The organism is Rufibacter latericius, assembly GCF_003721515.1.
Taxonomy (GTDB): Bacteria; Bacteroidota; Bacteroidia; order Cytophagales; family Hymenobacteraceae; genus Nibribacter; species Nibribacter latericius.
On record NZ_RJJD01000015.1, the window covers coordinates 288,213 to 302,736 of the forward strand.

8 protein-coding genes are annotated in these 14,524 nt (G+C 47.9%); 6 read left to right on the forward strand and 2 right to left on the reverse strand.

What is annotated here, in order from left to right:
- Positions 1 to 138: 138 nt before the first annotated feature.
- The 5 genes from EFB08_RS18665 to EFB08_RS18685 all read left to right on the forward strand — a co-directional run bounded on the left by EFB08_RS18665 (position 139) and on the right by EFB08_RS18685 (position 10,553).
- A complete protein-coding gene (locus EFB08_RS18665; protein WP_123128478.1) occupies positions 139 to 1,041 on the forward strand; it encodes an ABC transporter ATP-binding protein in 903 nt (300 codons plus the stop codon).
- Positions 1,038 to 4,643 (forward strand): ABC transporter permease/M1 family aminopeptidase, encoded by a 3,606-nt coding sequence (locus tag EFB08_RS18670; RefSeq protein WP_123128479.1) that lies wholly within the window; start codon positions 1,038 to 1,040, stop codon positions 4,641 to 4,643. Before EFB08_RS18665 ends, EFB08_RS18670 begins: the two co-directional genes overlap by 4 nt.
- On the forward strand, positions 4,640 to 8,299 hold the full coding sequence (locus EFB08_RS18675) for an ABC transporter permease/M1 family aminopeptidase (RefSeq protein WP_123128480.1): 3,660 nt from the start codon (positions 4,640 to 4,642) through the stop codon (positions 8,297 to 8,299). Before EFB08_RS18670 ends, EFB08_RS18675 begins: the two co-directional genes overlap by 4 nt.
- A gap of 522 nt (positions 8,300 to 8,821) precedes the next feature.
- Positions 8,822 to 10,084, forward strand: a complete 1,263-nt coding sequence (locus EFB08_RS18680; protein ID WP_123128481.1) for a tyrosine-type recombinase/integrase — start codon at positions 8,822 to 8,824, stop codon at positions 10,082 to 10,084.
- Between the two features lie 178 nt (positions 10,085 to 10,262).
- The gene (locus EFB08_RS18685) at positions 10,263 to 10,553 is read left to right on the forward strand and encodes a helix-turn-helix domain-containing protein (protein WP_123128482.1); all 291 of its coding nucleotides are present in this window, start codon (positions 10,263 to 10,265) and stop codon (positions 10,551 to 10,553) included.
- A gap of 156 nt (positions 10,554 to 10,709) precedes the next feature.
- Here EFB08_RS18685 and EFB08_RS18690 read toward each other — a convergent pair whose 3' ends face one another.
- The gene (locus EFB08_RS18690; RefSeq protein ID WP_123128483.1) at positions 10,710 to 11,312 is read right to left on the reverse strand and encodes a CHC2 zinc finger domain-containing protein; all 603 of its coding nucleotides are present in this window, start codon (positions 11,310 to 11,312) and stop codon (positions 10,710 to 10,712) included.
- 723 nt (positions 11,313 to 12,035) lie between these two features.
- Between EFB08_RS18690 and EFB08_RS18695 the strand changes: the two genes are divergently transcribed.
- Positions 12,036 to 13,706, forward strand: a complete 1,671-nt coding sequence (locus tag EFB08_RS18695) for a hypothetical protein (RefSeq protein WP_125077799.1) — start codon at positions 12,036 to 12,038, stop codon at positions 13,704 to 13,706.
- Positions 13,707 to 14,056: 350 nt separating this feature from the next.
- Here the strand turns inward: EFB08_RS18695 and EFB08_RS18700 are convergent, their stop codons facing one another.
- Positions 14,057 to 14,524 carry a hypothetical protein gene (locus tag EFB08_RS18700; protein WP_125077800.1) on the reverse strand — a complete coding sequence of 156 codons (468 nt, stop codon included), beginning with the start codon at positions 14,522 to 14,524 and terminating at the stop codon, positions 14,057 to 14,059.

Below are 14,524 nucleotides of genomic sequence, written 5' to 3' on the forward strand. Positions count from 1 at the left end.
CTTGAAGAAATGAACTCTTAATTGCAGTTCATAGAAGCCATCTTCTACCCCAATCTCATCTCTTATTTAAGCTAGCTACCTTTCATTTTTTTGCATTTCGCCTCTATTAACTTCCTCAGAATTAGTTAGTCAAATCCTATGAAACTTCAGATTACCAATATCTCTAAAACCTACACTAATGGCGTTCAAGCCCTGAAAGACGTGACGCTCACCATTCCAAATGGCATGTACGGCCTGCTTGGTCCGAACGGGGCGGGAAAGTCCACGCTCATGCGCATTTTTGCTACCCTGCAGGAGCCGGATACGGGTAGCATCTTCCTGGGCGACATTGATGTGGTGAACCAAAAGGAAGAGGTGCGCAAGACGCTGGGCTACCTGCCGCAGGAGTTCGGGGTGTACCCCAAAGCCAGGGCCGAGGAGTTGCTGGGCTACTTCGCGGTGCTCAAGGGCATCACCGAACGGAAATCGCGCAAAGAAGTAGTAGAAGGTTTGCTGCGGCAAACGAACCTGTGGGATGTACGCCGTCAGAAACTAGGAGGCTTCTCTGGCGGCATGCGGCAGCGCTTCGGGGTGGCGGTGGCTTTGTTAGGCAACCCAAAACTTTTGATTGTAGACGAGCCCACCGCAGGACTGGACCCAGCAGAGCGAGTGCGTTTCCTGAACCTTTTAAGTGAACTAGGGGAAAACAGCGTGGTGCTACTTTCTACCCATATTGTAGAGGATGTCTCGGAGCTGTGCACCAACATGGCCATCATCAACAAGGGCGAGATTCTTTTGGAGGCGCAGCCGCTGCAGGCTGTGGAGGCATTGAAAGGCACTATCTGGCGAAAACTGATTGAGAAGAACACCCTCCCTACGCTGGAGCAGGACCACCAAGTCATCTCCACCAAGCTGCTGAGTGGGCGCACCCTGGTCCATGTCTACAGCCCTGAGTCGCCCGGCATCGGCTTTGAGCTGGTGGAGCCCGATTTGGAGGACGTGTATTTCAGCACCATGGCCGGTTTCTTCAGTGGCAAGCTACGGGAGGAGGCACGGCCATGAAGTTCTGGAAGATTTTTAGCTTCGAGTTCGCCTACCAGATACGGCGTCCCTGGCCGTGGCTTGTCTTTGTGGTGCTCATCATCTTCGCCTTTTTCAATACAAGGGTAGGCATTTTGCCCGTCACGTTGCCCAAAGACTTCATCCTCAACTCGCCGTTCATCATCACCGCCGTGACGGTTTTCAGCTGTCAGATTTGGTTGCTGCTGGCTGCGGCGGTACCCGGCGAGGCATCGGCCCGTGATGTGCATACGCGCATGTATCCGCTGCTGTACACCAGTCCCATCAGTAGGGCCGAGTACTTGGGAGGGCGTTTCCTGGCCGCTTTTACCATCCATGCCATCATCCTTCTGGGTACGCAAGTGGGCAGCCTGCTCGCGGTCTACGCCCCCGGCATGAACCCCGATATCGTGGGTCCGTTCCGACCAGAGGCGTACCTGGCTGCCTATGGGTACATTGGACTTTCAAATGCTTTCATCGCCACGGTGGTCCAGTTCTCGCTAGCCCTCCTGAGCAGACGGCCCATGGTGGGCTACTTCGGTAGTCTGCTGCTCTTCTTTCTCTCCTATCCGGTGACGTTCACGCTGTACATGAATGGGTTGGGGAAACGTGCCCTGATGGCTGACCCCATCGGGATTATGGCTATCATGAACGAAATGATGACCGAATGGACCATCGTGGAAAAGAACGTTCGCATGTTTACCCTGGAGGGAGCGATGCTGTGGAACCGGCTGCTGTGGCTGGGCATCGCGGTAGCGATGGGGGCATTCATTTATCTCCGCTTCCGCTTCGTGCACCATACCGGAGGATGGAGCTGGAAATGGAAATTCGGGAATAAAACCTCGAATGAGAAAAAGGAATCTGAACCGATTCGTCCCTTTCCATTGCCCACTCCTACCAACTCCTACAGCTTTTCTACCCATCTGTGGCAGACGCTCGCGACCGCCCGAAGCTCGTTCTGGATGATTGTGACCAGCCCTGCCGGTTTGTTCCTGCTAGTCGTGTTTCCGGTAATGCTGACGCTGATAGTGCTGATTGAGCTGGAGCATTGGGGAATTCCGTTGCTGCCCCGTACCCCGCACCTCCTGACGAAACACCTCACGGGTATCCTGACAACTCCCAGCAATTACTGGGTTATGGTGCCTCTTTTTACCGTCTACTTTGCGGGCGAACTGATTTGGCGCGAACGCGACGCGGGGCTGAACGAAAACATTGACGCAACGCCTGTACCCGAGTGGGTTCTTTTCGTGGGTAAGTTCATCGGGTTGGGGCTGGTGCTCGCACTCTTAATGGTCATCATTGCCCTTGTGGGAATCACGGTTCAGGTGGTCAACGGCTACTATGACTTCCAGATTGGCCGCTATCTACAAGTTCTACTTGGCTTTCAGCTTACTGATTATTTGCTTTTTGCGGCGCTCGCTTTCACGGTGCAGGTGGTAGTGAACCAAAAATATGTAGGCTACGTGCTGGCACTGGTGGCGTACTTCTGCATTATCTTCTCGTCTTTTATTGGCGTAGAGCACAACCTGCTCGTGTATGCGTCTGGCCCAGCGTGGTCCTTTACCGAGATGCGTGGCTTCGGCGGAACGGTGGGTCCCTGGCTTTGGCTGAGGCTGTACTGGTTTGCTTGGGCACTGCTGCTTGCACTAGTGGCACGTCTGTTCTGGATGAGAGGGCGTGAATCTGGTTCCCGCGTTCGGTTTCAACTGGCTAAACGTCGCTTTACCCGTTCAAGCGTCGGAGTGGCGGTGGCAGCGGGCGTCCTGATTCTGACGTTGGGCAGCTTCATCTTCTACAACACCAATGTGCTCAATGAGCATCTCACAGATGAAGAGATGGTGCAGCGTCGTGCCGATTATGAGCGACTTTACGGAAAATACGAAGGAATCGCGCAGCCGCAACGCACGGCTACGAAACTGCAGATTGAGATTTATCCAGAGAAGAAAGCGGCAACCATCCGGGGCAGCTATCGCCTGGTGAACCGTGACGCGAAGCCGATTAAAGCCATTCACGTGGAGCCGGCTTTCTATGTAGAAACCCGCATCACGTTTGACCATCCGGCCCGAGCCATGGTGACCGATGAAAAGCGCGGCCACTTCATCTATGCCCTGGACCAGCCGCTTCAGCCCGGCGACTCGCTGACGCTCAATTTTGACGTAAAATACGAAAGACGTGGTTTCCGGACCTCCAGTTCATCCCCTCTGGGAGGACCAAGAAGGAGCGGAGCGGGCACGGCGGTTCTGGAGAACGGCAGCTACTTTCCGGATGGTGCGTTGCCAGTCATCGGTTACCAACCCATGCGCGAGCTTTGGAGTGCCGAAGACCGGCGAAAGCAAGGCTTGCCGCGGCAGGTGACACTGGAGGCTCCGGGTGACATTGACCAAGGTATGGCCTCTGTTCCCGCCGCAACCTTTGAAGCAATCATCAGCACCGATGCCGGTCAGGTAGCCGTGGCACCGGGCGAGCTGCGCCGTACGTGGAGCAAAGAAGGCCGAAGCTACTTCCATTACGTGAGCGACGTTCCCATCAACGGCACCGATGTTTTCTTCTCCGCTGATTACAAAGTGTACCGCGAAAAACGGAACCAGGTAGACCTCCAGCTCTTCCTTCACCCGGGACACACGAAGCACGCGGAACGGCTGCTGCGCAGTGCACGGGCGGCGCTGGACTACTACTCGGCGCAGTTTGGTCCGTACCCTTACCGCTATCTGCAGATTGTGGAGCAGCCGGGCAATTTTATGGGCATGGGCGTAGACGGCAGCGGCGTGATTACGGGTGGCGAGGGCTTCTTCCTGCTGGACCCGCAGGGCGAGGGCTTTGATGCGATGTTCGAGATAGTGGCTCATGAGATGGGGCATCAGTGGTGGGGCATGCAGCTCAAACCTGCCTTTGCCGAAGGAGGAGGTGTCATCTCTGAAAGCCTGGCCTGGTACTCCGCGATGCAGCTCGTGAAAAAAGAAAAAGGACGAGAAGCGCTGAGGCGGTTCATGGCCTGGATGCGCGAACCGAACCCTTGGCCACCCATCCGCACCGGCCTACCGCTGCTCCGCGCCATGGACCCCTGGGCCAACTACCGAAAGGGTCCCTACGCCATGCACGCGCTGAGCGAGTATGCCGGCGAGGAGCGGGTGAACGTGGCGCTTCGTTCGCTGGTGCAAAAAAAGGCATCCTCCTTAGCTACCACCCTTGACATGTACCGTGAACTGCAAGTTGTTACGCCAGATTCGCTCAAGCCCATGCTGCACGACCTGTTTGAAACGAACACGTTCTGGACCTTTGATACAAAACAGGCATCGGTGAAGCAAACGGGCAAAGGTGCCTGGCAGGTGACCTTAGAGGTGGACGCGCACAAAACAGTCTCCGATAGTGCCGGATATGAGAAGGAAGTGCCGGTGAACCAGTGGGTGGAAATCGGGTTGTTCGCGGCGGCTGAGCCCGGTGAAATTCTGGGCAAGCCGCTGTACGTGCAGAAGCACTTCATCCGGAAGGGCTTGCAAACCATTACCGTCACCTTGCCCTCCAAACCCGCCCGAGGCGGAATTGACCCCTACAACCTCCTGGACTGGGAGGAAGGAGACAACATTGAGAAAATCCAACCATTATGAAGTTCAGAGGAATCTTTCGCTTTGAGTTTGCCTATCAGTTGCGCCATGTTTCCACTTGGCTGCTGTTTTCCGTGATGCTTCTGTTCGGGTTCCTCATCCTAAGGATGGTCACGCTGGAAGACGGAACCTACCTAAACGCCCCGGGTACCATCGCCTTCTTTACCATCTTCGGGAGCGTCATTTGGCTGGTGATTGGCGGGGTGATTGCCGGGGATGCCGCCACCCGCGATGTGCAGACGCGCATGCATCCGCTTACCTACACCACCCCGGTGAGCAAGGCGAGTTACCTGGGCGCGCGGTTCCTCTCGGCCCTCACCCTTAATGGCTTGATTCTGCTGCTGCTTTACGTTGGAATGCTCTTCTCCTTTTATGGGCCCGGCGCAAAGTCTGAGTTTATTGGTCCGTTCCGGCTTGCGTCTTATCTCACCAACTTCTGCTTCCTGGCCTTGCCTACGGTCATTGCTACTACCGCCATTCAGTTTAGTCTGGCTACGTTAAGCCGCAGGGCCATTGCCGGATATATCGCCAGCATTATCCTCGTCATTTTTTCCCAGTTCGCCGGGACTACTGTAAGGTTTGCCTTGGACTGGAAGGTAGTAGGTACCCTGATGGACCTTTTGGGCACCAGCATTGCCACGGAAATGGAAGGCTGGACACCCATCGACAAGAATAACCGGCTGATTCTGCTGGAAGGCACCTGGCTCTGGAATCGTATGGCGTGGTTGAGCCTTGCCGCTGTGGCGCTTGCCTACACGTACTTCCGGTTCCGGTTAGCCCACGTGACAACCAGCGCCTCCTGTTGGAGTTTTTTCCGGCGAAGAAATGAAGCAGTGCAACCCGCTACTGAGTTAGCTTTACTGGGCGAACTCGCTCCCCGCACCAAGGACATCAGCCACATCAAAGTATTAAATACTAAACGTGTATTTAACTTCGCCTCCGATGTACGCCAGGCCCTTGCCATTGCGGGAACCTCGTTTCGCGTCATAGCCAAAAGCCGAGGCGGACTCACCTTGGTAGCAATTTTGGCCTTGGCCACCGGGCTGTTTGCGACCGAATACATGGAGTTTTTCGGCGTTCCGCTCTTCGCTCGGACGGAGGAAGTGTTGCGGATTTTAACCCCATCGCTGAGCAGTTTCAAAACCCAGTGGTTCATCATTCCCTTACTCACCATCTTCTTTGCCGGTGAGTTGGTCTGGCGCGAACGCGAAGCCGGCATGAATGAGCTTTCAGACGCCACGCCGGTGCGGGGATGGGTTATGTTCCTCGGGAAATTCCTGGGGCTGGCGCTTATCATCGTCACGTGGCTAACTTTCCTGATGGTAGCTGGCATCATCAACCAACTCGTCATGGATTACCACAACTTTGAGCTCGGAGTCTATTTTAAGGTTCTTTTCGGAATTCAGCTCACAAACTACTTGCTCTTTGCCTTGCTCGTTTTTGCCATACACGTGGTGGTGAATCAGAAGTACATCGGGCACATGGTGGCCTTCTGCGCCTATGGGTACATTGTTTACTCCTCCATGCTTGGGGTAGAACATAACCTGCTGGTGTATGCCTCAGACACGGGGTGGTCTTATAGTGACATGCGCGGTTTCGGGCCGTTTATGAAGCCATGGCTGTGGTTTAAGTTCTACTGGGTAGCCTGGGCATTTCTCATTGCGGTCATAGCCACCCTGTTCTGGGCCCGCAGCAAAGAAGGAGGATTCACCGCGCGGCTTCACCTGGCTAGGTACCGGTTCGCTCAGCACAAAGTGGCATTAGTGATAGCAGCAGTTCTGGTCCTAGGCTCCGGAGGTTTCATTTTCTACAACACGAACGTACTGAACACCTATGCCACCACCGACTACAGAAAGGAACTCCGCGCGGAGTACGAGCGGCGTTACGGGCAGTACGAACATACCGCGCAACCTGCCTTAACGCGTACTCGCCTGCACGTGGAAATTTATCCTGAAGAAGGCACTGCTGACATCAAGGGCACGTACGTTCTGGTGAACCGAAGCAAAGTGGCCATTGACTCTATTCACCTTTCCACCATTCCGCATGAGGGAGTCAAGGCCGTTACGTTTGATCGGGCAGCGTCCGCGGTGGTACTTGACACCAAACACGGCTACCAGATTTATTCCCTGAAAAACAAACTTGAACCTGATGATTCTGTGCAGATGAATTTCAGAATACGCATTGAAAACCGGGGCTTCAGCAATGAGGGGGTAGATGCTTCCGTGGTCGCGAATGGGAGCCATATAGACAGCAATGACTGGATGCCGGTCATCGGGTACCAGGCAGATAGGCGCCTGCGCACTGGGCTTGACCGAGAGAAATATAGACTTGTTCCGCTTCCAGAAAGACCCTCGCTGACTGATTCAACCGCGCGCTATGATGCCCGTCATGCTCAGCTGATGGACTTTGAAGCGGTGGTGGGTACCAGCAAAGACCAAATGGCGGTTGCGCCCGGTGCTCTGCAACGTACCTGGACGAATGGAGACCGCCGGTATTTTCACTATGTGGCAAATGCTCCCATTCACAACGAATACGCCTTCTTCTCTGCGAGATATGCCGTACGGGAAGCACAATGGAAGCCTGACTCTGCTCTTTTTGGGCATACTTTGCAGAAAACGTCTCAAAAACGAGAATTGGCTGCGAAACCAGTTACCATCCAAATCTTTTATCATCCTGCGCATAACGCCAACGTGGAGCGGATGGTGAAAAGCGCCAAGGCATCGCTGGAGTATTATTCAAAGGTATTCGGGCCGTATCCTTACAGCCATTTCCGGGTTTTGGAACGACCAGGAGCCGGTCGGGGGATGCACGCGGAGCCTATGACGATTGACTACCAAGAAGGGTATTCACTGATGAAACCGGACGGCCTGGACATTCCTTATCATATTATGGCCCACGAAATGGCGCACCAGTGGTGGGGCTTCCAGCTTGCTCCTGCGTCGGTGGAAGGTGCGGGATTGCTCGTGGAAAGCTTTGCGACGTACTCGGCTATGCAAGTGGTGGAGGAAACCTTGGGCTACGCGCATCTGCTTAAGTATCTTTCCCAGATGCGACAGGAGTATGAAGTTCCCCGCTCCCGTGCGGCTCCGCCTTTGCTCCGCTCAAACAACGCGTTCATGAACTACCGGAAGGGACCGTTCGCGCTCTTTGCGCTGCGGCATTACATCGGGAAAGATGCTGTCAACCAAGCCATGAGGCAGTTGCTGGAAAAGCATGCTTCGGGAGAACCTCCATTGCCTACCACCCAGGACTTCTACCGGGAGCTGAAGGCAGTGACACCAGACTCGCTCCAATATCTGCTGCATGACCTCTTTGCGACGAATACGTTTTGGGAACTGGAAACGGAACGGGTTGCTGCGAAACAGACAACTACAGGCTGGCAGGTGACACTAAATGTAACCGCACGGAAGGTAGTAGTAGACGAAACGGGAGTGGAAACAAATGTGCCGATGAAGGATTGGATTGAGGTGGGAATCTTTGAGCAGGGTAAGAAGCCAGACAAGCTGCTTTATTTGCAGAAGCATCGCCTGCGCTCTGGTCAGCAGACTATCACCGTGATGGTGCCCCGTAAACCTTCTCGGGCCGGTATTGACCCAAACCATCTGCTGATAGACTTGGATATGGAAGATAACACGAATAAGGTGGAGATTCAGTACTAAGGGCGGCTAGCTAATGCAAAAAGCACTTTCATCTTTGCTCGCTACTGAAAGCTAACAGGGAAGATAGAATTCTTGGAAAAACCTCTTTTGATTACCACCGGATGTCAAAATCACGATGGTCCCTATCCGAAGAGAGGCCAAAATTGATCAAGGAAAAGCATTCATCCAACTTTGGGTGAACGCTCCTCGGGCTTTTAGGGCCCTTCAGGAATAACGGCCCTAAAACGAAAAAGGCAAACCAGTTAACCTGATTTGCCTTTTTACTGAGGTAGCGGGAACAGGACTACGGGTTCTTTATCTATCTTACACCAATCTTAATCAAAACCGCCCTAGAACGGCTTTTTTCCATCATTTTACATAATTAAGGTAAATCTAACCAAAGATGATTAAAGCATTTTGGTCACCTTTTGGTCACCTGTTTACACTAACTGGCTGTAAGGCTTAAAATAGTTAAGAAAACCTTCTGCCACTTGTAAGCACTCAATTTACCTTTGTTAAAGCTAAGTGAAGTAGAAATAAGAAATGAAAGAAAAAGCCGTAAGCTTCTTTTTGAAAGACAGCACAAATGACAAGTCAAAAGTAGAAACGTTAATACTTGCTAGCTTTTCCTACCACCGGAGAAGGCTAAAGATAACCTCTGAATTAAGTATTGCCCCAAACAACTGGGATAAGAAGACAAAACTTCCAAAAAAGAGCTTCATGAACTACATGGAGTATAAAGTGAAGCTTGGAAATAGGGAAAGTGAGATTCTTGAATCCTATAATTTCTTTATTGACAAAGGCATTATTCCTGAACCACAGACTTTGAAGGCACACATACTAAGCAAAAAGAACCTTAGACATGAGGCAGAAATTTTGGACTTCAAGGAAAGGTATGAAGAGTTCTTGGAAGAGAAGGCTCTTGACGTAAAGGAACTCACACTAAAGAAATACAAGACTCTCATTTTGTTGATTAAAGAATTTGAGAAAAAGCACAACGTCACTGTTCGTTTTGAAACCATAGACACAAACTTTGAGAAACGCTTTAAGAACTTTCTTACAGGCGCCAAAAAGCAGTTAAATGACACAGTGAGCAAATACATGGAGTGCCTGAAAGTCTATTTGGATTGGACATTAAAAAAAGAGTATCACAATACCACAATTTTCAAAGGATTTAAAACCCCTAAAACCAAACCCAAGGTGGTTTACTTGACTTATGAAGAACTCATAAAGTTATTAGACTTGGATTTAGAGGGAAATGAAAGATTAGCCAAGGTTCGTGACACGTTTTGTTTCCAATGCCTTACAGGACAACGGTTCTCGGATTTGATGGCCTTACGGTGGCATGAACTGTTGAAAAATGAAACAGGTGAATTGGAGTGGCACCTATTCCAACAGAAGGGAAACAAGCCAAGGAAACTGGAAATACTTATTACCCCAGATGCACTTAATATTCTGTCAAGACATACTTCTACAAACAAGAAGGACTTCGTGTTTGATAGAATAACCAATCAAAAGTTCAACCTGTATTTAAAGGAGTTGGGTCAGCTTGCAGGAATAAATGAGCACGTTGTAGACAGAAGATACTGTGGCAAAGAAGCTGTTTTAAAGTCTGGCCCAAAATACGAGTTCATGACTAGCCATACGGCAAGAAGAACTTATGTAACCATATCCCACCAGAGAGGGATGGATGAAAAGGCAATAATGGACACCACAGGACATGAAGATTTACGAACACTACATAGGTATTTGGGAAGCAATAAAGAACGCACACACTCCCAAATGCATAATGCATGGACTAGGTAAACTAAACGGGGTTAATATCCCCGTTTTTATTTTGCCAAACTTTTAAAATACCTTTTGATTCCTTCTTTCACTTGTAAGCAAGCAACTTATCTTTGCATAGTTAATTTAAATAAAGATTATAACAATTATTAAATTCAGTGGTTCAAATTAAATTCTAAATTTTTAAATTCTTTTAAACATGACAACAAATGTGCAGTTGGGAAATCAATTAGGCCAAATTTTAGCGCAAGGTGCTAGTGCCGATATTGAGCTAATGATTTATTCCTGCTTTTCTAAAATAAATGACAAATTAAATGCTAACGAGGAAATAATGAAACCGGAAGAGGTTTGTGATTTTCTAAAAGTTTCAATGCCCACTTTAAATAACTTAGTAAAGAGTGGAAATTTTAATAGTTACGATTTTAAGAATGCTAAAGGCATCTACTATAAGCGTAGTGAAATAATTCAAGCACTTAGAAAGAGAGAATAAATAATTTAGCAAAATAAAATGCCCTTCCATGTTGCCCTTTAAAGGAGCGCGTGAAAGGGCATTTTATTAAGTTATTTAATAAATGTCAAAAGTATATTTAGAGATACACAATTAAACTCAAAATCTATCTTGACCTTCTAGAATTTGCTCACTTTCCTATTTCTTAATAATAACGTTGTGTTTAGCTTTTCCATATTTTCGTGCAAAGTATAAGTGATCACCTCCTCTTATATATTCATACCCATATTTTATAATACCTGCTTCTGTAAGATAGTTTTCATAGTTCAGGGTTTTATCTTTAAACTCACATTCAAGTGATATGGGCCTATTTATTTTTGTCCAAATTGCCCCATTACCTGAGAAGTGTTCTGCCATTCTTCTACTCATATTTTGAGTAAACCCAACATAAAAACAATTATTTTCCAGTTTTAGAACATAAACACTCCCTTTTGATAAATCACTGGAAATAAAACTAGGCCCTAAAGTTTTTGAAAACTTGGTTATAATGAAATCTAAGGCAATTTTAAATTTTAAATTTTCAAAAACCATTATAAAATTTATAGGACCCCCTCCTTTGCCGCATGTAAAACATTTGCATATGTTTTTCCTTATAGAAACCATAAACCCAGTTTTTGACTTGCAAATTGGACATACACCAATCAAATCTCTACCCTTCTCTGTTAAATTAGTATAGGGAGAAACAAGGTCTAATATGGAGAACTCTTTTTGAATTATATCTATAGTTTCTTTAATATTCATTTACAATGAAGATAAGTGATTAGTATACTAATGCGCTATAAATTATTGTTAATTTTTCTTTTCTATGTTCACCTTAAAATTAATAAAGGTAGCTATTTGCCCCTAAACCATAACTAGCTACTTTCAAGCCTAAAAACCTTGCTTCTAGGGTGAACACCCTTTAACCACTAGCCTTACTTTAGCCAATTAGACTAATAGTTGAAAGCCATAAAGACCTTTAACCGTTAGGCACCATTTTATAAATGGGTATACATGAATATTTACGCCAAAGCCATATACCTTAAATAATTTAAATTTAAAATCACTGGTCAAACCCCTATTTTCAACAAGGCATGGATATGCCCTTTTAAGCTGTGATATTGCTTTTCTAAAATAATCTAAATGTTTTAGGCAGGGACCTACGCGCTATATCTACACTTAAACGCACTAGATTATGATCTTTCTAGCGAACTGGCTCACATTTACATGCAAAAATAAACCTAAGATGAATAGCTTTAAACTTATCTAAAATAGGCTTTAAAAACGGCCTTTCTACTGTCTAAATGGCATGGAAACATACAGCACTTACTCCTTCTTAAAGCTTCTAATCACTAAGGGAAAGCGAGACACTTACCATTTAGCTAAATCTCTGAAAAATACCTTTCAAAAGCTTCCGTCACTTGTAAGTGGTGGGGTTATCTTTACTGTATAGACAAAATCACACATTACATACAGTAAGGGACATTGAAAAAGAACGTTTCAGAACCATTGGTAGCTATACCGGAGAATTTCAATATTAAAGAGTTCACAGCAAAGCACAGTACAAAAGACATAAAACATTTTAAGGAAGACATTCTATATTATTTTATTAGTCTTATCACCTCTGTCCCATCCCAGGACTTTGACCTAATTATGGAAAGTGGCCACGTACGTCTTTCCTCTACCCTGTTGCAGGGTATTGCGCACAACTACCTACAGTACATAGACTATATGAAGGAGCATGGCGTGATAGACCGCATAGAGCAGTACCAGAAGGCCGGTATGCAGACCATGAGGGAAGGCAAGATGGTGTCACTGGAAGGCAAGTGCATGGGCTACCGCTTCACTTCAAAGTACCAGACAAGGGTAAAGTATGTGCCACTTACAGATAAGAAGTTCATCAAACGTCTTTCCCGAAAGGCAGACTTCAAGACGGACGGGAAGGACGTTTACCCCTTCCTTCACCGGTGGCTCAAAGACCCTAGACTAAACATTGACATAGAGGGCGCGGAAAGGTTCTTTAGGGAATATCTGGGAATAGAGGGGAATTCCTACCCAGAGCCAAACGCATGGATGAAGTTCAATTCCTACATGCACCCATTAAGGATGCTAAAAGAGGGAACCGGCAATTTCACCTTCACCATAGACGAAACCGGCAGAAGACTGCACACGCCCTTCACCTTCATGAAGCGCGAGGCCAAGCAGTTCATCACGTGGGGAAAAGACAAGAGGAAGCTTGTGAGCCTAGACATAAAGAACTCACAACCCTATCTTCTACTGGGGCTTTTAAGTGGTAGCCTGTACGGTCTGGACGCGGAGTTTAACGAATCGTTAAATAATTTAAGGACCACAAGGGTGGAAAGTCCTTCGCTTGCCGACCAAAAGTTAAATTTAAAATCATTCAATTCCTCTGCACAAGGGCTTCTGAACAGAATTTCTATGGATAACAGTACTCACTCTTCTAAAAGAACTTTCTCTAAGCCTGTGCCTATGTCCTTTAATTACCCTTTCTCCCTTAAATGTCTTCATAATGACTACCTAAGCATTATAGAGCATATCTTTCTAAGAAGTTCTTCATCCATGTCTTCCAACATATCTTCTTCCATAATGTTAGTAGATATGTTCTGTAATGACATTGAAAACATTGATTCAAGCTTACCAGAGGATATTTTAAGGTACAGGCAGGGGGTCACAAGTGGCACCTTTTATCTAAACTTAAAGCAGAGGTTTGAAGAGGAACTTGGGGTAAGCTATGATAGTGTGAGAGACTTCAAGGCAGACCTTTTGGCCGTGTTTTATTCAAAGATAAACGGCGGTGCCTACATTAACGAGAGGAAGAAGGTGTTTGCCAAGTATTACCCAACGGTAGTGGCCTTTCTGGACTTGTTGAAGGGCAAGAACTTCCTAGGGGAGAAAAGCTATACCCTTCCGGTGATACTTTTACAGCGCCTGGAAGCGCACATGATGCTTGACAGGATTGGCAAGCGCATTGCGTCACTGAACGCCAACTGCCCTATGTTCTTCATCCATGATAACCTCGTGGTTCTGGAAGGGTACGAGGCCTTCGCAGAAGCCATAATCAAAGAGGAAATGGAAAGGTGCATAGGCATTGCCCCTCTGGTGGCGGTGGAGCCGTGGGCAAGCAAAGCGGCTTAAAATTTCCACTGTTGCATAAAGCGGTATTAGCCTGTTTAAGCCTTTGTTTAACATATCCTTCCATTGATACTGCCAAAGGCCGAAGTAGGCAAGAACAAGCTAAAACGCTATCAATTTTGGCATGTTTTGTAAGTGTATGCCAACAGTGCAGAACCCATAAAAGGTAATGGATTGGCATGTAGTCAAAACCAGTTCTGGGGAAAGAAGGGTGTTGTATTTTAAATTTAAAACAGCACGTTTTGGGCGTTCTGAGCCTTTCTTTCTCCCATGCCCACCCAAGCTCCATCCTAAGGAAACGAAAGGCTTGGCAAGGTTAAAACAGGGGTAAAACATGGTAATTGACAGGTGCCCTAGAACTGCGAAAGCACCCAACCGCTTTTCTTGGAAATGTAGGCTACCCCGTCTTCCAATTCAAGCTGGATCTTGTCGGGCGACGTGTCCGGATTCTTCTTTGGGGTTGCCTGCATGAACAGGGATTCAGAATTCATCTTTTCACTAAGACGCTTCTCTGCCTGTGTCATTTCACCCCCGTTCATGAAATAATATGCCCTGCACATGTCCACCACCTCTTCCACGAACTCCGCATAGGTGTACAGTTCCTCATGCCCTCTGTAGTAGCCCTCTAAGTAAAGGCCTTCCACGTCCAGAAGGAACTCTTTACTGAACCGGTTGCGGCACCATTGTAGCCACTGCTCTTCTGGGTAAAACCTAATCCGGCTGTCACACCAGTAGATTGCACCCTGCATTTCCGGGGATTGCCCCTCTGCAATCATTTCCTTGAACCTCTTCATGGGCGGCGGTGTAGAACGTCTTTCCAT

What these genes read in the sequence shown, in the direction of transcription:
- EFB08_RS18665 (WP_123128478.1), top strand. Translation starts at nt 139, where the DNA reads ATGAAACTTCAGATTACCAATATCTCTAAAACCTACACTAATGGCGTT.
- EFB08_RS18670 (WP_123128479.1), top strand. Translation starts at nt 1,038, where the DNA reads ATGAAGTTCTGGAAGATTTTTAGCTTCGAGTTCGCCTACCAGATACGG.
- EFB08_RS18675 (WP_123128480.1), top strand. Translation starts at nt 4,640, where the DNA reads ATGAAGTTCAGAGGAATCTTTCGCTTTGAGTTTGCCTATCAGTTGCGC.
- EFB08_RS18680 (WP_123128481.1), top strand. Translation starts at nt 8,822, where the DNA reads ATGAAAGAAAAAGCCGTAAGCTTCTTTTTGAAAGACAGCACAAATGAC.
- EFB08_RS18685 (WP_123128482.1), top strand. Translation starts at nt 10,263, where the DNA reads ATGACAACAAATGTGCAGTTGGGAAATCAATTAGGCCAAATTTTAGCG.
- EFB08_RS18690 (WP_123128483.1), bottom strand. Translation starts at nt 11,312, where the DNA reads ATGAATATTAAAGAAACTATAGATATAATTCAAAAAGAGTTCTCCATA.
- EFB08_RS18700 (WP_125077800.1), bottom strand. Translation starts at nt 14,524, where the DNA reads ATGGAAAGACGTTCTACACCGCCGCCCATGAAGAGGTTCAAGGAAATG.